At 48.7% G+C, this 24,939-nt stretch carries 23 protein-coding genes; all 23 read right to left on the reverse strand.

Annotated features, from left to right (window positions below):
- Positions 1-23 precede the first annotated feature (23 nt).
- Positions 24-2,360, reverse strand: a complete 2,337-nt coding sequence (locus tag ACYQ2D_RS01210; RefSeq protein WP_487247152.1) for a VirB4-like conjugal transfer ATPase, CD1110 family — start codon at positions 2,358-2,360, stop codon at positions 24-26.
- Complete coding sequence (locus tag ACYQ2D_RS01215) at positions 2,347-2,781, reverse strand: PrgI family protein (RefSeq protein ID WP_015535752.1); 435 nt, start codon at positions 2,779-2,781, stop codon at positions 2,347-2,349. Before ACYQ2D_RS01215 ends, ACYQ2D_RS01210 begins: the two co-directional genes overlap by 14 nt.
- Positions 2,782-2,789: 8 nt before the next feature.
- Complete coding sequence (locus ACYQ2D_RS01220; protein WP_015513380.1) at positions 2,790-3,227, reverse strand: DUF4313 domain-containing protein; 438 nt, start codon at positions 3,225-3,227, stop codon at positions 2,790-2,792.
- A gap of 12 nt (positions 3,228-3,239) precedes the next feature.
- Entirely contained in the window at positions 3,240-4,079 is an 840-nt protein-coding gene (locus ACYQ2D_RS01225) for a VirB6/TrbL-like conjugal transfer protein, CD1112 family (RefSeq protein WP_008400038.1), read from the reverse strand.
- 75 nt (positions 4,080-4,154) lie between these two features.
- Positions 4,155-4,529 carry a hypothetical protein gene (locus tag ACYQ2D_RS01230; RefSeq protein ID WP_015533374.1) on the reverse strand — a complete coding sequence of 125 codons (375 nt, stop codon included), beginning with the start codon at positions 4,527-4,529 and terminating at the stop codon, positions 4,155-4,157.
- The gene (locus ACYQ2D_RS01235; RefSeq protein WP_487247153.1) at positions 4,529-5,989 is read right to left on the reverse strand and encodes a VirD4-like conjugal transfer protein, CD1115 family; all 1,461 of its coding nucleotides are present in this window, start codon (positions 5,987-5,989) and stop codon (positions 4,529-4,531) included. The genes ACYQ2D_RS01230 and ACYQ2D_RS01235 overlap by 1 nt, the downstream gene beginning before the upstream one ends.
- Before the next feature lie 205 nt (positions 5,990-6,194).
- Positions 6,195-7,418, reverse strand: a complete 1,224-nt coding sequence (locus ACYQ2D_RS01240; RefSeq protein WP_459785290.1) for an IS256 family transposase — start codon at positions 7,416-7,418, stop codon at positions 6,195-6,197.
- Positions 7,419-7,516: 98 nt separating this feature from the next.
- Positions 7,517-7,810 (reverse strand): hypothetical protein, encoded by a 294-nt coding sequence (locus ACYQ2D_RS01245; protein WP_459784427.1) that lies wholly within the window; start codon positions 7,808-7,810, stop codon positions 7,517-7,519.
- 23 nt (positions 7,811-7,833) lie between these two features.
- On the reverse strand, positions 7,834-8,085 hold the full coding sequence (locus ACYQ2D_RS01250) for a DUF4314 domain-containing protein (RefSeq protein WP_015513377.1): 252 nt from the start codon (positions 8,083-8,085) through the stop codon (positions 7,834-7,836).
- A 30-nt stretch (positions 8,086-8,115) separates the two neighbouring features.
- Positions 8,116-8,430, reverse strand: a complete 315-nt coding sequence (locus tag ACYQ2D_RS01255) for a hypothetical protein (RefSeq protein ID WP_301909782.1) — start codon at positions 8,428-8,430, stop codon at positions 8,116-8,118.
- A gap of 96 nt (positions 8,431-8,526) precedes the next feature.
- Positions 8,527-9,465, reverse strand: a complete 939-nt coding sequence (locus ACYQ2D_RS01260; RefSeq protein WP_459784429.1) for an ArdC-like ssDNA-binding domain-containing protein — start codon at positions 9,463-9,465, stop codon at positions 8,527-8,529.
- A gap of 3 nt (positions 9,466-9,468) precedes the next feature.
- Complete coding sequence (locus ACYQ2D_RS01265; protein ID WP_459784430.1) at positions 9,469-10,308, reverse strand: PcfB family protein; 840 nt, start codon at positions 10,306-10,308, stop codon at positions 9,469-9,471.
- A gap of 5 nt (positions 10,309-10,313) precedes the next feature.
- Positions 10,314-11,600 carry a relaxase/mobilization nuclease domain-containing protein gene (locus ACYQ2D_RS01270; RefSeq protein ID WP_459784431.1) on the reverse strand — a complete coding sequence of 429 codons (1,287 nt, stop codon included), beginning with the start codon at positions 11,598-11,600 and terminating at the stop codon, positions 10,314-10,316.
- Between the two features lie 3 nt (positions 11,601-11,603).
- Positions 11,604-11,912: a plasmid mobilization protein gene (locus tag ACYQ2D_RS01275; RefSeq protein WP_015533354.1), complete on the reverse strand. Its 309-nt coding sequence runs from the start codon at positions 11,910-11,912 to the stop codon at positions 11,604-11,606.
- Positions 11,913-12,038: 126 nt separating this feature from the next.
- Complete coding sequence (locus ACYQ2D_RS01280; RefSeq protein WP_055155772.1) at positions 12,039-12,416, reverse strand: DUF3789 domain-containing protein; 378 nt, start codon at positions 12,414-12,416, stop codon at positions 12,039-12,041.
- A gap of 142 nt (positions 12,417-12,558) precedes the next feature.
- Complete coding sequence (locus tag ACYQ2D_RS01285) at positions 12,559-12,891, reverse strand: DUF7768 domain-containing protein (RefSeq protein ID WP_044920437.1); 333 nt, start codon at positions 12,889-12,891, stop codon at positions 12,559-12,561.
- A gap of 140 nt (positions 12,892-13,031) precedes the next feature.
- Positions 13,032-13,844 carry a DNA-methyltransferase gene (locus ACYQ2D_RS01290; RefSeq protein WP_227211274.1) on the reverse strand — a complete coding sequence of 271 codons (813 nt, stop codon included), beginning with the start codon at positions 13,842-13,844 and terminating at the stop codon, positions 13,032-13,034.
- A 66-nt stretch (positions 13,845-13,910) separates the two neighbouring features.
- Complete coding sequence (locus ACYQ2D_RS01295; RefSeq protein ID WP_227211275.1) at positions 13,911-14,690, reverse strand: hypothetical protein; 780 nt, start codon at positions 14,688-14,690, stop codon at positions 13,911-13,913.
- Positions 14,690-15,655, reverse strand: coding sequence for a DUF3991 domain-containing protein (locus ACYQ2D_RS01300; protein ID WP_459784432.1), 966 nt, complete (start codon positions 15,653-15,655; stop codon positions 14,690-14,692). Before ACYQ2D_RS01300 ends, ACYQ2D_RS01295 begins: the two co-directional genes overlap by 1 nt.
- Positions 15,655-16,815: a methionine adenosyltransferase gene (metK, locus tag ACYQ2D_RS01305; protein WP_270497793.1), complete on the reverse strand. Its 1,161-nt coding sequence runs from the start codon at positions 16,813-16,815 to the stop codon at positions 15,655-15,657. Before metK ends, ACYQ2D_RS01300 begins: the two co-directional genes overlap by 1 nt.
- A 445-nt stretch (positions 16,816-17,260) precedes the next feature.
- Positions 17,261-18,058: a class B sortase gene (locus tag ACYQ2D_RS01310; RefSeq protein ID WP_055155767.1), complete on the reverse strand. Its 798-nt coding sequence runs from the start codon at positions 18,056-18,058 to the stop codon at positions 17,261-17,263.
- The gene (locus ACYQ2D_RS01315) at positions 18,055-18,552 is read right to left on the reverse strand and encodes a gamma-glutamylcyclotransferase family protein (RefSeq protein WP_082426267.1); all 498 of its coding nucleotides are present in this window, start codon (positions 18,550-18,552) and stop codon (positions 18,055-18,057) included. The genes ACYQ2D_RS01310 and ACYQ2D_RS01315 overlap by 4 nt, the downstream gene beginning before the upstream one ends.
- A gap of 1 nt (position 18,553) precedes the next feature.
- Entirely contained in the window at positions 18,554-24,883 is a 6,330-nt protein-coding gene (locus ACYQ2D_RS01320; protein WP_459784435.1) for a SpaA isopeptide-forming pilin-related protein, read from the reverse strand.
- Positions 24,884-24,939 lie beyond the last annotated feature (56 nt).

A 24,939-nucleotide genomic window follows, 5' to 3' on the forward strand; every position in this document is an offset into this window, starting at 1 on the left:
TCCAGTCCCGATCTGTACTGCTCTTACGCTTCGCCCGGCTTGGTCGTCATCAGACGGTACAGCTTCGTATTTCTTGGAAACGAGTTTTCAAACGGCACCAGATTTCCGGAGCAGCGGATCAGTCCGTGGCCGGCACCTACATTGGTGATGTAGGATAACTGGTTATCCGAAATGTTCAGAAGTGCCGCAAGCTCATCCCGGTCGGTAGTGGCCTGATTCAAAAGGATCAGAAACTCACTGTTCGCCAGCATCAGGCGGGCGGTATCGGATTTTAGAAGTTCCTCTACGTTCTGGGTAAGGCCGGTCACAAATCCGGAATACTTACGGATACGCTTGTACAGGCGGTAGAAAAAGTCCGCACTGTATTCGTAGCGAAACAGCAGATAAAACTCATCCGCAAAAATCCATGTCGTTTTCCCCTTCTTCCAGTTCTGGATCACACGGTTAAAAATGGAATCCAGTGTGACCAGCATTCCAAGGGGCATCAGTTGTTCGCCCAGCTCCCGGATATCATAGTCGATGATACGGCTCTTCGTATTGACATTAGTTTCCTGGGCAAAAGTGTTCAGGCTTCCGTTGATAAACAGCTCCGAAGACAATGCCAGCCCTCTGGCCTCTTCCTCCGGCTGGAGCATGAGCTGTCGGTACAGGTCCTTCAAGGTCGGCACCTGCCCCTGGTATCCGCCCCTCATATAATCCCGGTACACATCTGCCGTGCAACGGTCGAGAATGGATTTCTCCTTTGCCGAAAGGTTTCCGGCTCCTACGAGCTGCTCAAAGAGAGACAGGATAAATTCTGACTTTTCAATCAGAGGATTGCGTTCATTGCCATAGGCGGAGTCCATGTCCAGTGCATTCAAATGGGTATCAGAAGTTGCCGAGATCCGGATGACCTCTCCGTTTAAGGCTTCCACCAGAGAAGCAAACTCGGACTCTGGATCGAGGATAAGGATGTCATCTTCCGTGGAAAGGGCAAGGTCTACGATCTCCTCTTTTGCCGAGAAGCTCTTGCCGGAGCCGCTGACACCCAGTCGGAACGAATTTCCGTTTAACAGCTTCCTTCGGTCTGCCACCAGCATATTTTTGCTGACGGCATTCTGCCCATAATAGATGCCTCCCGGCTGCATGATTTCCTGCGTATGGAACGGGATCAGGACGGCGGTGGATTCTGTAGTAAGGGTACGCACTGCATCGATTTTCCGCAGGCCATACGGCAGGACGGTATTCAGTCCATCGACCTGTTGCCACTTCAAAGTTGCCATCTGGCAGAGGTGTTTTCTCGCAATGGAATACAGGGTTTCCGTATCGGAGTCCAGTTGTTTCTTGCTGTCTGCCATATGTACCATTGTCAGGATGCCGAACATCATCCTCTGATCCCTGGTGGTCAGATCGTCCAGCATTTCCTTGGTCTCTTTTCTCTGCAGCTCCATGTCATAGGGAACTACGGCTGAAAAGTTATTGTTGGCATTCTGGCGTCTCTGCCAGTTGGTGACGTTTGTCTCCACGCCCAGCAGTCGGTTCTGGATCTCACGCACCGCTTCGTCTGTCGGTACGGGGATGATATCAATGGACAGCATCAAGTTCCTGCCAAGGCTGCACAGTTCGGAGATCATCTCATCCTTTACATAGCTGGCGTAATCTTCCATAAAAAGGACTCTGCCGTACTGCTCGCCCAGCTTGAAATGGTCGTTATGGAATTCCATCGTGTCCGGGCAGATCCAGTCTTTGAAGCTGTGTCCTTTTTTCGCAAAGGCTTTCATGTCAAATGGAAAACTCTGTGGAACGTCTGCCTTGAAAAAGTCCCGGAAGATCTGTAGCCTCTGCTCTGCATCCAGCTCTTCCCCAATAGAGGACAGCTTGGCCAGATGGGTGATGATGTCCGTTCCCACACGTGCGAAATAGGTTCTGGCTTCATCGATGTTTTTCTTGTGGACGCTGATGGTCAGATAGCGTTCCTGGTAGATACTGTTGTTGGTACCGGAGATCTTGGAAAGGAGCATGTCATTGTACTCTTTCCGGTACTCGTCCAGACCGTCCCCTTTCATCGGGATCAGCAGGGACTGCTCAAACTCTTCCTTGTTGATCTTACGATTGTTCAGGGTGATCTTCGCCGTACAGCCAGAATCCAGTGCATTTAAAAGTTCAGAGTAGTCCAGGAACATTTCCGTCTTGTCCGCTTTACCGGCAATGGAATAGTTGATATCCGTAAACCGGAATGTCCTAGAATACTTGCTCTCCACCTGAAAAATACCATCTGGCCAGATCTTGCGAATCGGGATGGCCTGCTGGACAGACTTCGGTACTTTAAATTTTTCCTTGTCCTGTTTCAGTGTCTGACTCAGGGTTTTAATCAAAGGCATCACCCCTTCCTCTTCGCTTCTTTGGTTTCTTCTGTTTCGTCCGCTTCTTTTCCAGAAGTTCCGCTCCGTTTCCCATCATTTTCTCACCCAGCCGCAGGCTCTCTTCCATGCAGGAAAAGTACAGGTTCTCCGACTTAAATACCAGCCGCTTCGGGTACAGCAGTTCGGATTTAATGACTACCCATGCAAACTGTTCTGCCGTCATGCCGTGGTAACGAAAAAAGCCGCAGGCTGCAAAGGGAGCCGCCCCAAGGATGCACAGCCATCCGGTTACCTGTTCCCCGGCATATTTCCGGGTGACAAAATAGATTCCAAGGGCTGCCAGGATCGCCAGTACCGAAAATAAGCACTGCCGGAAGCTTAAGCCCCAGAACATTGACTCCTGATAGTCTCGGATTTCTTTATTCATTTTCACTTCCATGTTGTTTTCTACCTTTCTCTTTGTAATCTCTGTTTTTTCTTTTGTTTCTGTTTTGGTACATCCCTTTGCCGGATGCCATTTCTTTCCATAAATCTTTTTGTTCCTTCCGGATCAAGCTCTGCCAGTTTTTTCAGGTCGAATGCAACCCTCTGGAAGATGCAGTAACCGGAGGATGCGGTATCCGGCTGTATCGTTCCCAGCTTATGCTGCTTTATAAAACGAAGCTTTTCTTTGCTGAAATTGTGGTCGATATAGGCTTCATTGATACCGCCCAGCGGAGCAAAAGGCAGGTTTACCGTAAGGTCTGCAAAGCTTTCCGGGTATCCATCTTCCATATGGTAAAGCCCGATATAGAGATTGTCATCGCTCATGTAACTGTCTACCCTGAGAAATAATTCCTCCCGGCCATACTGCCAGTCGTAGCTCAGTGTCTTTGGTTCTTCCATTTTTTTCGCCTCCTATAATCCCATGATTTCTTTTACGATACGGTCGGATGCCTTGACTGCCCCGACCAGTACCAGCAGGTTAAATACCAGTTCCCCGACGTAATTCCAGACAATGGTCACGGCGGACAGGCTGGTGTCCCCGATGGCCGGCGGACTTGATGCAAACACCGAAAAGATGATGCAGGCCAGTGCGATGATGGCTCCTTCCAGACATACCCCGGCGTAGGAACGGATAAAGTTCTTTCCTACAGACTGGGTTGGCTCCCCGGCAAAGGTTGCCAATGGAATCGGTGCGATGGCTGTGTACATATACAGCTTAAACATTCTCCCGTATACAGTCAGAATCATGACAAATGACAATACCGTAATCAGCAGGCTTCCTAATAAAGTTACGATCCACAAAGGGATAGATTCCAGCATCCCCACCGCTTCGATCTTGTCCACGATCTCCGAGGGCAGCTCCGTTACAGTTCCACCCGCCATCCCGGAGTGGGACATGATATTTGTTACGATGCCCTGCACAATGGAAAAGATCGCGGTCAAAAGCTCCATGCCGGACATGACGGCTCCCTGTGCCAGTGCAAAACGGATAAAGGCTTTCACTACATGTTCCGGCTTTTTCATATCCGTGAAGCTCCCACAGGTTTTCACAAGCCCCGCCGCAAAGAACAGAACCAGCAGGCCGTACCCGATGGCTTTCAGTCCACCGTTGATGTTCGTCATCACGCTCCAGATCGCCCCGCCCTTGAAATTCTCCGGGCTTTGCGTCAGCAGTGTCCAGATCTCAGCCAGCTTGTCGCTCCAGGTCTGCAAGGCAGAATTTAGATTCTGTACGATCCAGTTATCACTCAAACAGTTTCACCTCCCATCCTGCAAAAGTGAGCAGGGAGCCGGCATTTCGCATGGCTCCCCTTCTGGTCTCTTCTCCTATCCCATGATCAGGTCCAGGATCTCTTTTGCAAAAGTAATGATGATACCGCCTGCCAGTGTCAGAAATCCGTTTGCCCTCTGGCTCGGATCGTGGCTCTTTAAGGACAGGCCGACCTGCACGATACCAAATCCCAGCAGGATCAGGCCAATGGCACGGATTAGGGAAAAGATAAACGTGGACAGGTTATTGACTACGGTCAGCGGATCGCCTGCGGCATAAACGCAGGTCGCCCCAATGCAGATCGACAGTACCATGACTGCATACAGAGCAAACAGTTTCTTCTGCCCTCTCTTCATCTTCAGCGGTGCGGTCTCTTTCCTGGTTTCTGTGTGTTTCTTATTTTTCAGTAAATTCATTGGCATTCCTCCCATCAAAAAAGCTCCCCGATGATGTCCTCATCCAGAAGCAGTTCGTAATCGTCATATCTTGTTTCATCAAACATAAAATCGTCATGCGCCAGCGGTGCTTTCGCATAGTTGAACGGTCCGGCACCGCCGTCCTCGGTATACCGGATGTTGGGATGCTTCATCAGGTCATACTTGGCATCCAGTATGGGCCGCTCCCCACGGATAAACAGAAGGGCATTCTGGTTGTCCAGCATACGGACTTCATCCGGCTGTAACAGCTCCCTTCCGCTCTGCTGGAAGTTGGTGGAGTAGCTGCCGGATTTTCCTTTGGTCTGCCCGTAGGTATTGGTGTCTATGGTTTCTTTCCCCAGTAATTCTGATACATATTTGTGTGTCTCTTTTTCGTTGCCGCCCAGGTATAAAAACTCATCGCAATTGCCCACCAGACTTTCCCAGGAGTCCTTGAACAGAGCCTTTAGCTGGCTCATGTTCTGGATGATGATGCTGCAGTAAATGGAACGGGATCGGCAGGTTGCCAGGATCTTCTCAAACTCATTTGGCAGGGATACGTTTGGAAACTCATCCATGATGCAGTTGACCGGAACCGGGAGGGCACCGCCATGCACACGGTCTGCCATATAATAAATCGTCTGGAAAAGCTGGCTGTAGATCATGCCTACCAGATAATTCAAAGAGGTGTCTGCATCCGGGATACAGCAGAAAAGGGCAACTTTTCTTTCTCCCATGCTGGAAAGATCCAGTTCATCAGTATTGGTCAGCTTGGCGATCTGCGGCAGATTGAAGGCTGCCAGCCGGACACCTACACTGATCAGGATGGACTTGGCGGTCTTTCCTGCCGCCTGCTTGTAAATGTGATACTGCTTGACGGCAATGCTGTCCGGGTCCCGCATCTCCAGACGGTCAAACAAAATGTCCAGAGGGGACTCGTAGTCCTCGTCCTCTTCTTTTACCTGTGCCGAGCCTAACATCTCCATGATCATGGCGAAGTTCTGTTCTTCCGGCGGAGCTTCGTGGAGCAGATACAGCATCAGTGCCTGAAGCAGTGCGGTTTCGCTCTTCTCCCAGAAGGGATCAGAGGACTGGGAACCTTTGGGTGTGGTGTTTTGTATCAGATTGGAAATAAGACGGAGCACGTCTTTGTCATCGTGGACATACTCGAATGGATTGTAGCAAAAAGATGTGTCGGGATTGATGAGGTCAAAGACACGCACCTCATATCCTTTCTTTTCCAGCAGACCGCCTGTCTTTCGGAGCAGCTCGGCTTTCGGATCGGTGATGACCATCGAACAGCAGCACTGCATGATGTTTGGCAGGGCAAAGCCTCTGGATTTTCCTGCACCGGAGCCTCCCACTACGAGAATGTTGAGACATCTGCGGTGCTTGTGGGTGTCAAGGCTAATGCGGAAGTTCTGTGTCAGCAGGATGTTCTGGGAGTACGGCTTCTGGCTATATTTCTTACAGATCGGTAGTGTAAATTATTTTGTGTAAACCTCTTGAATTGATGAAAAAATCATTGATTTAAGATATTAAATTTATTATGTGACTGGGCTGAATGGCAGCATTTGCTATTCAGCTCTTGTCTATTTATTAGCATGAATACAGAGACATGTCAAGGGCACCCAATAAAATTGGGTGTATTTTTCCCTTTACAGGTTTCTGTATTTGTGCTTATTCAATGTCTATCGGCTGGATTCTATCTCCAAAATAGATACATAACTGATCAAGGGTAAGGCCCCAATCGCATGATTTTCCAGTCCATTTTTTAGTCGCATCTGTCATAGCAAGATACAGCATCTTAAACAGTGCATCATCTGTCGGAAAAATGGTTTTTGATTTTGTCACCTTTCGTAACTGTCGATTGAAATTTTCAATCGAATTTGTAGTATAAATCAACTTTCTGATTTCACAAGGATATTTGAAATAGGTTGACAACTGAGGCCAGTTATTTCTCCAGGATGCTATGGATGCCGGATATTTCTTTCCCCATTTTTCTTCTAAATCGTCTAGTGCTACAAGCGCTAAATCTTCCGTATCTGCTTTATACACCAGTTTTAAGTCGGTCATAAAAGGTCTTACATCTTTATAAGAGATAAATTTTGTAGAGTATCGGATTTGATGGACTATGCATCTTTGAATTTCTGCCTGCGGAAAAACAGCTTGAATTGCATCTCCAAAACCGGTCAAACCATCAACCGATACAATCATAATGTCTTCTACTCCTCTATTCTTAATCTCGTTAAGTACAGAAAGCCAGTACTTTGCACTTTCATTTCCACCAATCCACATACCAAGAACTTCTCGTTTTCCGTTTAATTTTACACCAATCGCAACATATACGGCTTTTTTTACCGTACGATTGTCTTCTCGAACATGAAAATGAACGGCATCCATAAATACAATCGCATACTTCCGTTCTAATGGACGGTTTTGCCATTCTTTTGCAATCGGCAGAATTCTGTCTGTCATGTGTGAAATCATTTCTGCGGATGCTTCTACACCGTAAACATCTCTCAAATGGGAAGAAATATCCCTCGTTGTCATTCCTTTTGCATACATAGACAAAACTTGGTCTTCGATATTTGAGATATCGGTCTGGTTCTTTTTTACAATCTCTGGCTGAAACGTACTTTGACGATCTCTGGGAATCTCTAAATTTATTGTTCCCATAGTTGATGTTACTGTTTTGGGACTATATCCATTTCTGCTGTCATCTGTTTCTTTGTTTTGGTAGTCATACTTAGAGTAACCAAGATGCTCATCCATTTCCGCTTCCAACATACTTTGTAAAGTGTCTCCCAATAAATCTTTCAACATTTCCTGAATATCTTGAGCATCTTTCGGCTGATAGTGCTCCAATAAACTACTGATAAATGCTTTACGTTCTGGGTCCATTTTTCTTCTTCGTGCCATAAAAAAATCCTCCTGAATTGATATTTATTTTAACATCAATCCAAGAGGATATAGAACTCTTTTTTGGAGTTTACACAGAATTATTTACAGTCTCTACAGATCTGCCGGGCATCGCCCCATCTGGCAGAGCCATGTTCTTCCCCTCTGCGGTAGTTCTTCTGACTGGAATAAAAAATACCGATCCCGGCTGCGTAAAGTAACGTGCAGACCAGCATCGACTTGATGGTATATTCCGTATAATGAAACTGGAAGGGATGGTTCAGCTTTTCTGTGAGAACCTCCATCAGCTCGAAAAGATTCCTGCCCGGCTGGATGGCATCCGCAAGCAGGATTGCTACCAACCAGATGACAGGCAGTCCGGCAAGCCAAATCACCCAGTCTGACTTCCGGCTGTTTGTTACCGGGATGGCTGCTGTTTGGGCCTCTCTGCTCTTGGCAGGTCCGTAATGTGGAAGCTGTCCACTCCCGGAACGAGGGCAAGGCTGCTTCCATTCTCCCAGTTTACGTGGATCTGCCCTGCATCGTCTACCATATCCACCTTACCTTTTAAGCCGGGTGGCATGTGGCTCTCCCCCTCCATGCTATTAAGCGTGACCTCGGTTCCCGGCGGATATCTTCTCCGCATGGCTTCTATTCTTTCTTGTGTCATATTTCTGTATATTTGTACCACATCCTTTCTTTATCTTCCCCTTCCACGGTATGGGCGGTATCTGGATTTCATGATCTTTAACAGGACGCTGTCGATCCCATCGGAATAGCGTCCGTTTTTCAGGTATGTGTCCCGGAGCTGGTTTAAGGCTTCCACGGATTTGCTGTGTTCGGCTTCTGTCAGGTAGAGCTTTCCCTCTTCCTGCTCTGCCAGCTTCAGAACCAGATCCCGTGTGGTATCCACCGGAAGCCCCTGTTTTTTTTCCTGCCGGAACACTTCCCGGAGTGCATGGATCAGCATGTGGTTCATGATCCGGTCCATCTTTACATATCGCATTCTTGTCATAGGCGAGCCTCCTTTTTTCCTCTTTTTTCTCAACCACAACATACCACACTTCCTCCCGGAAAGCTACTGCAAAAGAGCCGGAAAAGCCCCTTTTTATCAGCGTTCTGGGGACTTTTTACTCTTGGCAGGTTTCTCCGTTTTTTCCTCCGGGATGGCAAATTCATCGGTCATAAATTCCTGCTCGCTTTTGCCAAGGTTGCGGTCTACCTGCTTGCCAATGGAATAGGCTGCACTCTTTACATCCTGGATAAAGGAGCGGAGTTCTTTCGGATCTTTCTGTCCGAATGCCTGCATCTGGCATACCTTGTCAAAAGAAAAACCGGAGACATCCACGCCGTATTTCTGTGCTGTCACATACGCCGCACAATAGGCCTGTGCCGATACCCCTGCCCGGCTGTAGCTTCCATCGTGATGGTCAAGGGATGCACAAGCCAGCTCCCGGCTGATGGAATGGAACGTTGCATTTTCGCTCATGCCATTTCGGACATAGATCGTCCGCTTGTTCGGGATGTACTGTGCCTGTACCTTATCCGGCAGATTGTCTGCGATTTGAATCCGTACCTCGCTGTCGGTCAGCAGTGCTTCCATCAGCTGGTCCATCGGCTTTGGCTCTGCCTCTTCCGGCTGCTTGGTACGGATCTGGCTGATGTCATAGGCTTTCTGGATGGAGTACCCCTGCTGGATGACACCGTCCTTTTCATATTCCTGTCCGACAATGAAGTTGTATCCCTTGCTTCCGGTCTTGACTACCTTGCCTTCTTCCTTCCATTTTTCAAAGGTCTTGACCTGCCGGATCTCCGGATTCTGTGCATAAAGCAGGAACAGGTTGTCTGTCCTCTGCGGCTTGCACTGTCCCATAAAATCAAGGAATCCTTTTAAGGAGTCCCCATTCTGGAAGACCTCCTGTGCCTTTCCATCGATCATACCCCAGATTTCTTCCCTCTCCTGCTTTTTCTGTGCGGCATATTCTTCTTTCGATAACCGCTGGGCGGACGGTTCCTGCGTGTCCTGCCCTAAAAATTTTGTCAGGTCCATCTTCTACCTCGCTTTCACCTTTCGTTTATTTCTCGCTTTCTTCTGCGTTTTCTTTGGTCCACGGTTCTTTTCCCGGCTCCGTTTCTGTGATTCCGCTGCGTTCTCCCGTTTGATGTTCTCCAGCTCCCGGCGGACACTGGGACGTTCCTGTTCCCTCTGTTTTGTCCCTTTAGTCCCGTTTTCCTGCCCGGTAGAAATATTTCTGCTGTGCAAGGAAGAGCCGGACAGATTCTCTTCCCCCTCTTCCTGCACCGGGATAAAATTTTCCGGTTCGGAAGACTCCTTTTCAGGATGATTCTGATTCTTCTCTCCTCGAGAAAAATCCATGTCACCGACCTGGAATGCTTCGTCCAGATCGCTGATCTCAAACTGCACCTCGCCCTCTGGCATCTGTACGATTTTCTGTACTGTTTCGGTTTCCGGTGCTTCCATTCCAGCGGTTACCTCATGGACAGCTTCCCCGACTTCACTTCTTACAAAATCAAGGTTCATCTTATCCATAACCCGGTTGACCTTGGCTGCGTCATCCGCAAAGACCATGACCTCGCTCATCTCCGGGTTCTTTTTATCACGGATAATCACATAGAGCAACCCTCGCTTCCTGCCCTCACCGCAGAATTCACGCAAGCGGTCAGACGGCACAGTAAAGAACTTCAATGGCTTGTTCTCCTTTAACATCCGCACCATCCGGGTTCTGCCCCTCGTTTTCTTCTGGTCTTTTAATACGGCGGCAACAAATACCGCCAGATGCTTTGCCAGCGTACCCGAAAGTCTGAGCCCGTGGTCCACGCCGTCCAAGGAATACCGGACGATCTGATCCGCCGCATCGCCTCCATAATTCATACTGTTCACCTGCTTTCTGTTCTCGGTTGTCTGTTTTTCTCCGTCTGTTCTGCCTGTCTCTGGATCTGCTCTGCCAGACACATCTTTTCTTCCATCTCTTTGGACTGCTGTTCGATCCGGATGCAAAGACGGATATCCTTCCGAAGCGGCCTCAGTTTTTCGGTGATCTGACCGATCCTAACACTGTCCGGTTCGCTCCGGTAGAGCCGCTTCCGTTCTTTTGTGAGTGCCTGCACCTGTTCTTCCAACGGGGTTCGGTATGCCATCAGTTCTTCACGGGTGGTAATCTGATACTTCTGAAGAAATTCCATCTGCTCGATCCTGGCATCCAGTTTTCGGATATCTGCCCGGAGCACCGGGGAGATTCTTTTCGGCTTCTGCTTTAGAACACCCATCTGATACAAATAGGAATAGTACAGGGCCTGTATCCCTTTTAACTTCTTTTTCGGGGGCTGGGAAGCTCCTTCTTTTCCAGCAGTTGTCCTGCTCTTGGGCTGTAAGATCCACTGCCGGATGCTCTCTTCTGAGTAATTCTTCCCAAGGCTCCGCAGACGGATATACCGTTCCATCCCCGGTGCTTTCAATGCGATGTACTTCCGATTCAGCTTCCACTGATATCCTCTCTGCTTCATCTGGTCCAGAAATTGTTTCCATGTGAAGCTTTCTGCCACCGCATCACGGATATCCAGACGGATCGAGGTTCTCCAGGTTGGCTTTCCGTCCTGTTCTGCCATCCACTGGGCATAAGATTTCCCTTTGCCATTTTTCGGTTCGATAACTGATAAGCCGTATTTCAGGCATAAGGCATCCGAAGTTTTCCGCACATCCTCGTAGTAGCTCCTGCTGTTACTATGGTACTTTTTCCCATCTTCCATGCTCACGGAATTAAACACGATATGGTTGTGGTAATGCTCCGTGTTCAAATGAGTGGTGATGACAGCTTCATATTTTCCCTGAAGGAGTCTTTCTGCCAGCTCCATGCCAATCTGGTGGGCAAGTTCCGGGGTGACTTCCCCTTTGGCAAAGCTCTGCACCAGATGGAAGCCCTGCACCCCGTCCATCTTGTTGTATCGTTTCTTTGTATCTACCATATCTTGATAAGCAGTCTCACAGACACAGCCAATGGCATTCTCAAAAATGGAACGCTCCGTCTTGTCCCGGTTCATTGCATATTGAATAGCTTCTTCCAGAGAGCCGGCACTTTGTCCTTTCTTTGTGGTCTTATCCTTGTTTCGAATGTAAGTAATGGAATTGTCCAGACGGCTGACCGGGATGATACTGGTGTATGCCATCGGCTACCATTCCTCTTTGACCAGCCTCCATGTCTCTTTCGTCATGCGGAGCATTTCCCGAATATTCTCTTCCCCTGCCATCCCACATCCATTGGCTACATGGGCAAGCTGATTGGCATTGTTGCACAGACCGGATACTTTCCTTAAAAGTTCGGTATGATGTTCACAGGGTCTTGCCCGGACTTCGCCGCCCATGACAATGGAACGGATGTATTCCTCACGGGACAGGCCGCTTTTTTCTACCTGCTCTTCCAGAAAACGCAGCTCCTTTGTATTGAGGCGGACTGGTATCACATGGTTTCTTTTTCTCATCTCTTCACCTGCTTTCCAACGGGTTATTGATCGTTTCCTTACATTTCACGGTTTTTCCAGATCAGGAATCCTGTCAGCACGCCAATGGCTACGGCTGCAGCAATAATCTTTTTCTTCATATAGGCCTCACCCCCTTTCCGGTACCCGGCACAGTTCCATCGGGGCAAGCATGATTCCTCTTTTCTCCATCTCTTTCGCAAATTCCAGAAGGTTCCATTTCTTCCCATCGATCATGGCAGATTCTGCATCCAGATAATGGCAGGTGGATACGTTCCGCTCTCCATTTGGGGCATTCTGCACAAGGCTCTCCCCGTCTGAAAGCCGGAACAGTTCCTGTCCCTGACTGTTTACAAAACAGATGCACACGCCGTGGTCAATGATCTCCTTTGGTTTCATCCGGCACCGCTCCAGTGCCTCATCCTCCCGTTTTCCTGAGATCAGTAAACACATTGCAAACACGCCCATTGCCCCTCCGGTCATTGTGCCAAGTATAAATCCTAACATTTCTTCGTTCTCCTTTCGTCTGTTTACGGCTCGATATGGGGGATTGGGGTTCTCCCCAAAGTGCGTTTGGATATCCAAACGCTATGCTTGCAAAACCAGTCGCATTTTGCTTCGTCCCCTCTGAACCTATCGTTTTTCGGAATTATTCGTTTTCTTTGATTTTGCTTAACCCATCCAGCGTGGTACAAATGATATGGAGTCTGTCAGCCATGCTGATCTCCGTGTTCATCGTCCCGGTGGTCTCTTTTCCGCAGACGACCACCATCCTGCACCGTCTTAAGATCTGATGGGACATTCTCCGCATAGCCTGCATATCCTCCGCATCCCCATCATCAAGGAATGGGGAAAAGCTGTACTGCGGACAGATCGGCACATATCCCAGTTCGTAGATCTTCCGGCAGTACCGCTGTACTTTGGTCTTTCCCTCTTCTGCAGAGCAGCAGACATAAGCAAGTGCCTGTTCCAATACGACCATCTCCTTTCCTGACCAGACAAGTTTCCTCTGCCCGGCGTTTTTCCAAAAAGAAACACCCACAAAGCATTCCGGCTCTGTGGATGTCTTGTGGACATCTGGATTCTTTTCTTCCTTTTTTCAGATGTCTGGCAGACATCCGGTTACTGTGGTTCTTTATTCTCTGCTTCTGCCCCGGCTTCCAGTGCGATACGGACACGGTCGCTTCCCAGCTTATAATATGCATCCGTCACTTCGATGCCGACTGCCTGATAGCCCGACTCTGTCGCCGCAAGGATGGTCGTGCCAGCTCCGGCAAACGGGTCTAAGATCAGGCCGCCCGGCTCGCAGATCTGGATGACATCCTTCATCAGCTGGAGCGGCTTTTCTGTCACATGGATGCGGTTCTGGGGATTCCCATAACGGAACACACCCGGAAGACAGGACACCGGGCGGTTGATTGGCATCGGACCGTTGCTTCCCCACACGATGTATTCTGCCTGCTGGCGAAACCTGCCTTTTTGCGGACGGGAATTTCCTTTGTCCCAGACTGCAGTTCCTCTCCAGATCCAGCCTGCCCACTGAAGGGCATCGGTGATAGACGGGTACTGTCTCCAGTCAATAAAAAGGCAGATCGGAGCCCCTCTCTTGCAGGCTTTCCGCACATCGTACAGCCATTCTGCCATCCAGTGGGTCCAGGAACGCTGATCCTTGTTATCCCCATCAAAGTCCGGAAGGGCATTCTCTGCTTTCATGCTGCTGTACTTCTGGTTGGTGGTGCGGTTGCGTTCATTCTGCTTGGTTCCCCCGGACGCATAGGGCGGATCGGTCACGACTGCATCAAAAATCCCCGGCTGGAATCCTTTTACCAGCTTTAAGGTATCCCCATGCAAGATACGCCAGTTCTCCCCTCCGGCAGACTCATCCGGCAGACAGTCCGGTTTTAAAAGATCTTCAAGTTTCAGGGTATTTCCCATAGGCATCATCCTTCCTATTGCTTATTTCCCAGATTTCTCTGGAAGTGCTTCTATCTATGGAACTGCTCATCGGCAGGTATCCTCTTTTTTTGGTACTTCTTTTCTCGGTGTTCTGCGCTGTTCACGGTGATCCGACAGTTCGGTTTCCACATATTCGCTGATGATTCCCAGTGCTTCATAATAATTGCCACTCTTGTGGACACGGTCTGCCATCTCGTTGGCCTGTTCGGACATCCCGGCACATCTGAGCAATCTTGAGGCATCCCCAAGGATTGAGAAAATATTTCCGTCATGCCCTAAGAGCTTCAGCTTCGGACGGGACGGATTTGGTTTCGGCTGCTGTTCCTGCATCTCGTTTTCTGGTGCTTTCACCTGTATCTGGAAATCCGAGCCGGCACCGACATAGAAATGTAAGTATAATTCACCGCCGTCTACCTTGATCTCCCGTTGTTCCAGACTTTCTCCCCAGCCATCACTGTACTGGCCTCTCAGATACTGCCCCACCACACGGTATTCCTCTGGTGTCAGATTCTCCCGGAGTGTCAGGTTTGCACAGCCATATAAAACACCATCCTGTTCTTTTACCGCCATTGTAATGCGTTCCACTTTTTCCTTAATGTCCTTATTTCGGTTAAAATAATCAATCAGGTTGCATGGCTGGTTGTCAGGCATACCGAGCCGGTTGATCTCGTCAACCTTTTCTGCTATAGATGGCTGATACTGCACCAGGTCAGGTCCTTCCAATGGTTCCGCATCATCCAAATCCACAATATCTGAATAGTCCGGGATAAACTCTGCCATCAGAGGGGACAGCATTTCCACTTCTATTTTTTCTTTGATAGGCATCACCTCACTTCCTTTCTCTGCCGTTTCTCCGGTGTTCGGGCAGTCATCTTTGCCATATCTGCCCAGTCTGCCCCTTCGATCTCCGGCAGGTTCTCGATGATCCGATAGCTTCCCTCGTAGGCTTTTCGGATATGTTCACACGCCCACCGTCCGGCAAAGTCATTGTCGGTACATACTTCAATCTCGGTAATCTCCGGGTGCTGGGACAGAAAATGTTCCAGTGCCTGCGGCTTTTTCATACTCCGCTGGCTCTGCCCTTCTTTTGGTGCACTGATCCCGCCAAGCTCCAGACGGTACTTATCCCGGCTTCCCTGTTCCAGTGTCATGTGAGCCAGCACATCCACACAGGCTTCATAAACGGCAACCCGTCTGCATCCTGTTTGTGCCGGAACACAAAAAGCGTATGCCTTTTCGCTTCCAGCCTGTTCCATCTTAAAAGCCTTTCCGCTGGCATCGTAAATCCCACGCAGGAAAGCATATCGTGCCACCTGGTTTTCATCCCGGCCTACGAACACGGCATTGTGGCAGGGCAGACTCTCATATAAGATTCCCAAATGAACACACTGCTGTAAGACCTCGCCGCTGATCCCGCGCTCCTTCAGATATCGGAACACCCTGCGGCAGTCCGGGCTGGCCGGCGGCAGGACAAACTGTTTCTTTGGCTTTACTTCCACAGGCGGAGGGATGTAGGTGGGATACTCATCTTTCAGCATCTGCACCGCTTCCAGAAATGAACATCCATCTACATGGATCAGGAAATTTAAGGCACTGGTGCCCCCGATATCTCTGGACTTCCAATGCCACTGACTGGTCTGCTCGTTGATCTTAAAACTGTCATGGTCCGCCAGCTCCCATTCATTCCTGGCCGAAGATTTTTTCAGGCGGTTTGGCTGATACTTCTTCAGGTATTCAATGGCGGTGATCTCCCTTGCCCGTTTGATCTCTTCTTCCGGAATCCACGGCATTACAGTACGGTATCCCGGAGCTGCTCTGCCTTATCCGTTTTCTCCCACGGGAATTCCTTTCTTCCAAAATGCCCGAACACCGCACTCTGTCGGTAGATTGGCCGCTTCAGGTGCAGGGTATCACAGATCTGGCTTGGGGTAAGCCCGAACACCAGAGGGATCGCTGCAGCGAGGCAATCATCCGCACAGATCTTTCCCGTTCCAAAGGTATCCACCTGCACCATGACTGGCTGGGCAACCCCGATGGCATAGGCAAGGGACACCTGGCATCGGCTGGCAAGTCCGGCAGCTACCATATTTTTGGCGATGTAACGGGCCATGTATGCCCCGGATCGGTCAACTTTGGAACAGTCCTTCCCGGAAAATGCACCGCCGCCATGCGGTACCAGGCCACCGTAGGTATCCACCATCAGCTTCCTTCCGGTCAGTCCGGTGTCTGCATCCAGACCTCCGCACACAAATCTGCCCGATGGATTAATCAGGATCTTGGTATCCTCATCCGGCGGCAGCATGCGGAGTGCCGGGCGCAGCACTTTCTCCCGGATCTCATGCTCCAGCTTCCGAAGGGATTTTTCCTTTTCATGCTGACAGGACACAACGACCGTATCCAGACGAACAGGTCTGTCATCTTCGTATTCCACGGTCACCTGTGCTTTTCCGTCCGGCAGGATTCCCATGATATATCCGCTTCTACGGCTTGCAGACAGTTCTCTTACGATGCGGTTCGCCAGAACCACTGGCATCGGCATAAGCTGCGGCGTATCATCGCAGGCGTATCCCACCATGATTCCCTGATCCCCGGCTCCATTGGCAAGTCCGCTCTGAACAGAAACAGTCCCTGTCCTGCGTTCTCTGGAACGTTCCACTGCCCCGGCGATATCCGGACTCTGTTTGTGGATGAGGGCATCCATATGGATTCCATCTGCTTCATAGCCTGCACTCTCCAACACCTTTCTGACGATTTCAAACACCTGTGGCTCATATCGGCTGGTGATCTCTCCTGCCACAATGATGTTCCCTTTAGTAGCCAGCACTTCGCAGGCCACCTTGGAATTTTCGTCCTCTTTCAGACACGCATCCAGAATACTGTCTGCAATTAAGTCGCAGAGCTTATCCGGATGTCCTTCCGTTACGGATTCTGCTGTATAAAATCGTTTCATAATTATTACCATCCTTTCCAACGAGTCAAAACTCGCTGCTCGTTATAAACTAAATAGATCCAGCAGAAAGCACTCCTTTTTGGAACACTTCCTGCCGGATCTGGATTATGAGCTGTCTCACATTCTGCACTTTTCTAGTACGTTCAGACACTTTTTTCCACCTGAATACTACCAACACACACCCTTACATAATCCCCCTGTTTTGAACACTTCCCAGTCTGTGCGGTCATCATTTGTCTCATTTTCTACACTTTTTGGGGGCTTTCAGACACTTTTCGTTAGAGCATTCGCTGATATTCCGTAGAGTATTTACCAAAGTTTCCACTTTTGAACACATTTTCCATCTGAATACACCTGGCATACACCCTTTATATACTCCCCTGTTTTGAACACATCCCTGCCCATGCGGTCATTATTTGTCTCATTTTCTGCACTTTTCGGGTACTTACGAACACTTCTGACTCCACACTGCCCCGGAAACCGGCACCGCCAGGACGATATTCCTGGCACCGCTCCATTCATATGAACACGTGACGAGCGTCAAAACCTTATCGTATATACACTTCAGGTAATCATCTCCGGTTTCGAACACTTCCCTCCGCTTGGCTACTTTTAGGTACTCTTGCACGGCCACCACATCTGGAAGTTTCTGCTGGAACGGGAACAGATTCCGGTCTGCTTTCAGTACCGTGACAATCTTATACTCCTGAATGCCGTCCTCTGTCTGAAGATAAGCAAAACGATGGGCGTTATAATAATCTTCCCCTGCATATAAGTCCAGGTTTCCGAACATCGCCCCGCTGTTCATGTTGTGACCGTAAATGATGAGATTCCTGCTTTCGGACACTTTACAGTCTGCCTGTAAAAACAGGCTTCCGTTGATGTCATATTCCTTTTTGTAATTCCGTTTCAGGTAAAACTCCCCATTCTCCTGTTCGGACTGAAGCACCGGGTAATCAATCCCGGTATCCGGTATGGTCAGCCATCCCTGCACATCCGGGTATTGTTCCTGGAGAGAAACAAGGTCTACCGCAGCCACCGGGCATTTTCTCCCAGCTGGTTGGTCTTTCTTTTCAGATCCTGAGGCTCCCGGAGCTTCCGGCTCCGGGAAATTCCCTTTCAGCTCTGCCACCAGCTTTTTGTTCTCCATTGGGAGATATACCATATGGTAAAGCAGAAACCCGGCACTTAAGAAAAGTGCTGCAAGGCATACCGTTTGAAAAAGTTTTTTCGCGATTTTCATCGTTCCTGTCCGGCTTTCCTCTGCTTCTTTGGCTGGCTTTTCTGCGTCTGTCCCGGCACAGGCGGTTTCCTTGCTGCTTTCAGGATCGGCTCTGTCGGAATCTGGTTCTGTCTGCAGCCCTTTAAGATTCCGGTCAGGTACGACCGTCCGGGCGGATTAAAGTTCTGCATGTAATCTTTTGTCATGATATAGACAATGGCTTTAATCTCTCTTCCGCCTTTATTCTTGACGGTGATTTCCTGTTTGTCGTAAAAATCAGGATAGCCTTCATAAAGATCCAGGCTCTTTTCGCAGTCCCCGGTCAGTGACCAGAGGACGCCGTCCACATGGCTTCCCTCTTCCGGGAAGATGGTGGCAAGACCGCTTCCTGCGGCTGCAAAGGTCAGCCGATACCCCTCCAGGCGGACGGTTTCTACCATCTCCGCCTTTGGGCACCGATATGCCATCTGGTCCAGATCCATGTTGCTTCCATACGCAAAATATAATTGTTTCAGCCTATCTGCCCCCTTTTTTCTTCTTTCTTCTGGATGCCACACCCATGCCGATCAGACCGCCTGTGGAAAGGATTAGGCACAGGGCCGGAAACCAGAGGTTGGTGTCATCGCCTGTTTTCGGGTTACTTACAGACGGGGTGTCCTCCGGCAGCTTCTCGTTCGTCACTTTCTGGATGACTTCAATCACTGGGGTTTTGTCATCTACATAAGTAAATGTCACTTCATGCTTGGTCTCATCCATCTGATATCCTTCCGGTGCTTTGGTCTCAACCAGATAATAAATGGCTGCCTTATCAAATTTGCCATCCTTATAAGTTCCGATTGCAAGCAGTCCGCTGGTTGCATAACCGTTTTCATCAGTGGTCAGGGTTTCTACCACTTTGCCATCGGCATCCCTCAATTCAAATTCCGCACCTTTCAGTGCAGCTCCGGTATCCTTGTCCGTTTTCTCAATGATCAGACGCCCCTTTGCGGTATCATCTTTCATGGCTACCTTCTGGATCTCTGCGGTGTCTGCCACCTCAAAGGTGATCTCTTCCGAAACGACATAACCGTTTGGAGCCTGCTCTTCTTTCAGGGTGTATTTACCGATTGGAAGTTTTTCGATATAATGCGGCTCTTTACCGGAAGTCCAGGTTTCTACGATATTGCCATTTTCATCTGTGATGGTCAGTTTGGCTCCTTCGATCTCATTATCTCCGGTAATATCCGTTTTGCTGATCTCCACTTTGGTCACATCATCTTCCATTACCTGTTTCTGGATCTCTACAGTATTCTCCACGGTGAATGTGATGCTTTCCGCAGTGGCATATCCATCGGCCGGCTTGGTTTCTGTCAGGGTGTACGATTTTCCTACAACCAGTTCTTTGATGATGTGCGGCTCCTTGGTGGATGTCCATTCCTCAACAACAGCCCCGTTTTCATCCGTCAGCTGTAATCTGGCTCCCGGCAGTTCCTCGCCTGTGGTCAGATCGGTTTTGGAAAGTTCCACGGTTGTCGGCTCATCTTCAAATACGAACTCATAGGACACTTCTGCTTCTTTGTTTCCCTGGTACTCAAAAACAAATTCCTGTTCTTCTCCGGTGGTGACAAATCCATCCGGTGCATACAGCTCCTTCACATAATAGGTTCCGTCAATCGGCAGGTCTGCAATAAAGGAAATCTTTCCATCTACATCTGTTGTTTTTAACTCGATCAGGGTATCTGCTTCCATCAGCACCTTTCCAGATGCGGACAGGATGTCGTTCCTAGTGTACAATCCAAAGATGCCGCCTTTTAATACACGGTCGGTATCCTTTTCTTTCTTCAGGACGTTCACTTTCACCTTCTGGCGGTTGTTCTGCCAGTCCTCATCGTATACGACAACCGGGGTATCCTGATCGCGGTAGGAAAGATCTACATATCGTGGTTCTTCATCCAGGATATAACCATATGCTGTGCCTACCTCTTTGACATAATATTTTCCAACCGGAAGGTCAGATACTTCTGCAACACCGTTTGCATCGGTAGTTACAGTTGCTACCAGTTCGTCCTTGGAATAATAGTCCGGGCTTACGCCATCAGCTGCTTTGATATCTTCGGCAGCACGGATTTCGAAGGTAACGTCTGTCAGGCTTCCTGTAATGTACTCAAAGAAATGTTCCACAACACCTTTGACGTTATCCAGCAGGGTGATCTTATCGAGGAATTCGCCCTTCTTGTTTACGATCAGCAGTGCTTTCGGTACATGGTCCTGCATTTCCACTTTCTGTATTTCTGCGGTATCCTCGATGGTGAATTTCACATCCGTAGTCTTTAAATAACCATGCGGTGCAAGGGATTCACGGAGGATATAGGTTTTTCCAACAGTCAGATATTTGATCACATGAGGCTCATCCTTTACGGAAGTCCAGCTGTCGATCACGTTTCCATCCTCATCCAGAACAGAAAGGGATGCTCCGTTCAACTCCACGCCTGTGGTCAGATCGGATTTTGTCACCTCGATGGTCGTCGGCTGGTTCTTCTTAATCGATTTCAGTTTAATGGTCTGGATGTCTTGTCCCTGATAGGTGGCATCAAATTCCAGTACCTCATCAGAGGATACAAAACCGTCCGGTGCAGAAATTTCTTTTACATAATAAGTTCCAAGCGGCAGGTTCAGGGTGAAGTGTGTCTGTCCCTTTTCATCGCTTGTAATCTCCTGTAATAAGGTGTCCGCTTTCACGATTACATTGTCACCGGATTTGATCTCATTCTTATTATAAAGACCAAAGACGGCTCCAGCTACTACGCTTCCGGTTTCTGCATCCTGTTTTTCCACGGTGATGCTTACCTTCTGGCGTTCATTGGTAAATGTCACTTCTTCGTCTACAACCGGGGTATCCTGTCCGGCATAGGTAAAGGTTACCTCTTCTCCTTTGGCATTCCAGGTGTATCCTTCCGGTGCTTTTTTCTCTTCTACACGGTATTTTCCGAGCGGAAGATTCTCGATTACGGCACTTCCGGTTTCATCGGTCGTTACCGTTGCCACCAGTGTGTCCTTGGCATATTCCAGATAACGGTTGCCGTTCTCATCTGTCTGATGGTCTGCGGTATAGATATCCTCGGAGGCGTAAACTTCAAACACGGCTCCTGCAAGGCTGGCTTCCTCATAAGTAAAGTCTTTATCAAAACCTTTGACTACTTCGCCTTCTTTGCGGATGGTCAGTCTGCCCTTAGCTGGGTGGTTCTCAAAATCCACCTCGATGATCAGGTCACCGCTGACCGGATCTTTCTGGTATGCGGTATCACTGTCTACCTTGATTTCCACGGTATTGGTGCTGTGGGTATATCCATCTGGTGCAGTCACTTCTTCGATGCGGTAATTTCCACAAGCCAGATTCTGTGGCAGGATCAGGTATCCGTTTTCATCCGTAAAATAGGATTTATGTACCGTAGTGGATGGATAAGTAGTCACTTGTTCTACATATTTCTTGTTATCCAGATCGTATACCTTAAATTCAGTATTCGGAACCAGAACAGATTTCTTTGTCTCGTCATCTTTTTTGACGATTTTTAATTTTGCTTCAAACTCTTCGTCCAGAAGCACACGCCATACCTGCGGTTTCTCTGGATTGTTCTCTGAAATCACAACTTTGAAATCATCAACTGGTTTGAAGTTGTGCGGTGTGGTGGTTTCTCTTACAATGTAAGTCCCGTATGCAAGCGGAATGGAGCATGCATATCCACGCTCATCCGTGAACATTTCTGTCTGTCCGTCTGCAGTCAGCACGACCGGAGTAGCGGATGTAAAATCATAGGAACCGTCCTTATTTTTCTTCAGGCTGCTCTCCAGATATGCACTGAATCCCACACCTTTTAACAGATCGGCATCGGTCTTTCCGTTGTTGGCGGCTTTGATGACCTGGAACGGCTGTTTGATCACATCTTCCAGAGAAGTTACGGTACGTTCTACCGTCTGAACCAGATCTCCCTCGTCATTACACTCCAGATCATGTTCTCCCGGGTCTGCCAGATATCCGACAGGCGGAGTCAGTTCTTTAACGTAATACTTTCCGAGATAGAGGTCTGCGACTTCTGCATTTCCCTCTGTATCCGTAGTCAGGGTTGCAATCTGTGTTCCTGCCGGGTAAAGAACACCTGTCTGTCCATCTGGATGTACGATATCTTCACGGGCATACAATCCGTAAACAGCACCCTCAAGGGTTGCATCTCCCTGTGCGGTCTTTCCGGTTTCGGAATCCTCTTTTACCAGTTTGATCTTCGCATTGATCCGCTCATTCTGGAACGTATGGTTGAAAGAAACCGTTGCCTCTTTGTCTGTTGTGTACTGGAAGGTAAAGGAGTACACATCCTCGCCGTTTCTCACATATCCAGCTGGTGCACCCAGCTCTTTCATGTAGTAGCTGTTGGCTATCGGCAGGTCTGCCTGATATACGGCTTTTCCGTCTGTTCCGGTCACTGCTTTCTCAATGAGAGTATCTTTCTTGACCACAATGGTTCCGTCCGCTGCTTTGATGTCATTTCCGGCATACAGACCATAAGTGCCGCCCGGAAGGTATTTCCTGGTTTCCTTATCCTGCTTGTATACACTTACGCTTGCTTTCTGGCGGTCATTTTTGAATGTCACGCTTCCCATGACCTTTTCTACGTTGCTTCCAGCATAGGAAAGGGTGATCTCCTGGCTTTCGCCTGTGCATACCAGATTTTGTGGTGCCTGCATTTCTTTTACTACATATTTCCCCAAATATAGATTATCCAGTGTGGCACTTCCGTCATCTCCGGTGGTAAGTCCGGCTTTGACTAATGCGTCTTTTTTGTAGACTACTGTTCCGTCTGCGGATACAATGTCCGACGCGGCATAAACGTTATAAACCGCACCTTTCTGTTTCTGCTCGGTATAAACAAAGGAAACACCATCATCAGTTACCTTTGCCCCAGTCAGAACTTCTCCTAATTTATAAACAGTCAGGCTTGCCATCTGTTCAGCATCAGTAACGGTCTGTTTTACAGTGCCACCGATGACCAGGTTCACATCGTAAGCCTTAGTGTCCAGCAGGTATCCGTTTGGTACGGAGATCTCTTTCAGGTATACGGTATCCTGTGTTTTTGTGATCGTAACGCTGGAAGCTCCGTTGTCATCTGTGGCCGGCATCTTCGTGATCAGGTTCTTTCCGTCCTTGTCACTGTAAACGCCATAGACTGCACCTGCGATGGCTTTGTTGCTCTTGCGGTCCTTTTTTACGATTTCTAGAGTTGCCTGTTTTACCCATGAAACTTTAAAATCCACATATTTCTCATCGGTCACGCCCTCGCCAAATACCAGGGCAAGGTCCTGTGTCTCGCTTCCGGTGGTGATCTTATAAGCGGAGTAGTCTTTGATGATGCTTCCTTTCATGGTGGAAGACCATTCCCCTTTGACATCCACAGCCTGTGTCAGCGGTGCAGATAAGTAGAATTTGGTACCGCCGCAGATCTCCACGGATGCACCTGCACTGCTTGTTTTTCCCGTTGTCACATTATGCAGTTTGACACCGGACGGCAGTTTCATGGTGATGGTCTGCAGTTCGGATGCCTTAAAGGTGATCTCTTCTGTTCTCTGGCTGTTGCCGCTGATATATGCGGTAACATCTGCATTGGAGAAACTCATGTCCACTTCCGGTATCTCCGGCTGGCTCATGCAATAATTGTAGAGTTCCATTGCCAGAGCCTGTCCGGTTGCATTCGTACCGGAAAAAGCGTCACTACTGTTATTGGCATAAGACGCAGCCAGATGGACAATGATAAACTGTTTTCCAGCGGAAAAATCAGGATGTTTCTCTGAGAAAAATCCATTTTCGCCGGATGCTTTTGTGCCGTAGTAGCATACTTTTGCCAGTGCTTTGCTGTCACCCAGTTTGGTGATCTTATAGACACCATCCCCAGGTCCTGCCTTGGACGGCTGCACACAGTAGGCAGTTGCAGACACGTTTCCAAATTTTACGGTATATTTATAAGTTACGTAGGAACCCAGACCGTAGTCTGCATAATAGTATGCAGCCCCTCTTGTCACATCTACGTCCTGTGTTGCTCTTGTACTGGTATTGACTGCGGTGAATGAAACGGTTTCCCCATCTTCCATTGCCATCAGGTCAATATCCTGTTCCCCTGCCTGCTCCAGAACATCGCTGAGTGTCAGCCCGGATTCTTCATCGGTTGTATTTTCCGTTTCGGATTCCTCTAATGCAGCATCAAACTCGGATTCGGAAAGTCCGTCCTGAAATTCGGGTTCTGTTTCTTCCGGTTCTTCTGTTTCAGATTCAGCTGTCTCCGGCTCAACAATTTCTGTCTCTACAGGCTCTGTCTCAGTTTCTTCCTGCGAGGCAGCTTCCTCATCATCAGAACCTGTATCCTCTTCTGTAACTGCCTGTTCTGTCTGTGGTTCACTCTGAGACGCTGCCACAGGCTCTTTTACGATCAGGTTTCTCCCAATCTGATAAACCGGGTGGTTCTGGTTGACTGGCTCCACATAATAAACGGCATGGTAAGTGTCTGCATGGCTGGTGCTGAAACTCTCCCCGGCGTCGCTCTCTGCTTTCTGGAATGTCACTTTGACTTTGCTTTCGTCCTTGATTTCCAGATTCGTGCGGTCACTGGAAACATCAAACTCCTGTCCGACTTCCAGCTCCAGATCGTTGGCTTTTACCACTTCCTCTTCATCCAGCAGATCCTTTACGGATTCATAAGCTGGCGGTTCTGCCGTTTTCGGCTCTTCCGAAGCATAAACGGTCAACGGTGAAATGACCGTGGATAAGATGGTGACTGCCGCCATCACCCCTGAAAGGATCCGCCTGAATCGATATTTGCTCTTCATGTTTTCTACCTCTTTCTTATTTTTCTTCATTTCTCATAAGAACAGCCGGATGTTCC

The sequence above is a fragment of the Blautia stercoris genome (assembly GCF_054657695.1).

Excerpts from the sequence above, each read along its gene's own strand:
- ACYQ2D_RS01210 (WP_487247152.1), bottom strand. The coding sequence starts at position 2,360 with ATGCCTTTGATTAAAACCCTGAGTCAGACACTGAAACAGGACAAGGAA.
- ACYQ2D_RS01215 (WP_015535752.1), bottom strand. The coding sequence starts at position 2,781 with ATGGAAGTGAAAATGAATAAAGAAATCCGAGACTATCAGGAGTCAATG.
- ACYQ2D_RS01220 (WP_015513380.1), bottom strand. The coding sequence starts at position 3,227 with ATGGAAGAACCAAAGACACTGAGCTACGACTGGCAGTATGGCCGGGAG.
- ACYQ2D_RS01230 (WP_015533374.1), bottom strand. The coding sequence starts at position 4,529 with ATGGGAGGAATGCCAATGAATTTACTGAAAAATAAGAAACACACAGAA.
- ACYQ2D_RS01240 (WP_459785290.1), bottom strand. The coding sequence starts at position 7,418 with ATGGACCCAGAACGTAAAGCATTTATCAGTAGTTTATTGGAGCACTAT.
- ACYQ2D_RS01250 (WP_015513377.1), bottom strand. The coding sequence starts at position 8,085 with ATGACACAAGAAAGAATAGAAGCCATGCGGAGAAGATATCCGCCGGGA.
- ACYQ2D_RS01255 (WP_301909782.1), bottom strand. The coding sequence starts at position 8,430 with ATGACAAGAATGCGATATGTAAAGATGGACCGGATCATGAACCACATG.
- ACYQ2D_RS01260 (WP_459784429.1), bottom strand. The coding sequence starts at position 9,465 with ATGGACCTGACAAAATTTTTAGGGCAGGACACGCAGGAACCGTCCGCC.
- ACYQ2D_RS01265 (WP_459784430.1), bottom strand. The coding sequence starts at position 10,308 with ATGAATTATGGAGGCGATGCGGCGGATCAGATCGTCCGGTATTCCTTG.
- ACYQ2D_RS01270 (WP_459784431.1), bottom strand. The coding sequence starts at position 11,600 with ATGGCATACACCAGTATCATCCCGGTCAGCCGTCTGGACAATTCCATT.
- ACYQ2D_RS01275 (WP_015533354.1), bottom strand. The coding sequence starts at position 11,912 with ATGAGAAAAAGAAACCATGTGATACCAGTCCGCCTCAATACAAAGGAG.
- ACYQ2D_RS01280 (WP_055155772.1), bottom strand. The coding sequence starts at position 12,416 with ATGTTAGGATTTATACTTGGCACAATGACCGGAGGGGCAATGGGCGTG.
- ACYQ2D_RS01285 (WP_044920437.1), bottom strand. The coding sequence starts at position 12,891 with ATGGTCGTATTGGAACAGGCACTTGCTTATGTCTGCTGCTCTGCAGAA.
- ACYQ2D_RS01290 (WP_227211274.1), bottom strand. The coding sequence starts at position 13,844 with ATGGGAAATACCCTGAAACTTGAAGATCTTTTAAAACCGGACTGTCTG.
- ACYQ2D_RS01295 (WP_227211275.1), bottom strand. The coding sequence starts at position 14,690 with ATGCCTATCAAAGAAAAAATAGAAGTGGAAATGCTGTCCCCTCTGATG.
- ACYQ2D_RS01300 (WP_459784432.1), bottom strand. The coding sequence starts at position 15,655 with ATGCCGTGGATTCCGGAAGAAGAGATCAAACGGGCAAGGGAGATCACC.
- metK (WP_270497793.1), bottom strand. The coding sequence starts at position 16,815 with ATGAAACGATTTTATACAGCAGAATCCGTAACGGAAGGACATCCGGAT.
- ACYQ2D_RS01310 (WP_055155767.1), bottom strand. The coding sequence starts at position 18,058 with ATGAAAATCGCGAAAAAACTTTTTCAAACGGTATGCCTTGCAGCACTT.
- ACYQ2D_RS01320 (WP_459784435.1), bottom strand. The coding sequence starts at position 24,883 with ATGAAGAGCAAATATCGATTCAGGCGGATCCTTTCAGGGGTGATGGCG.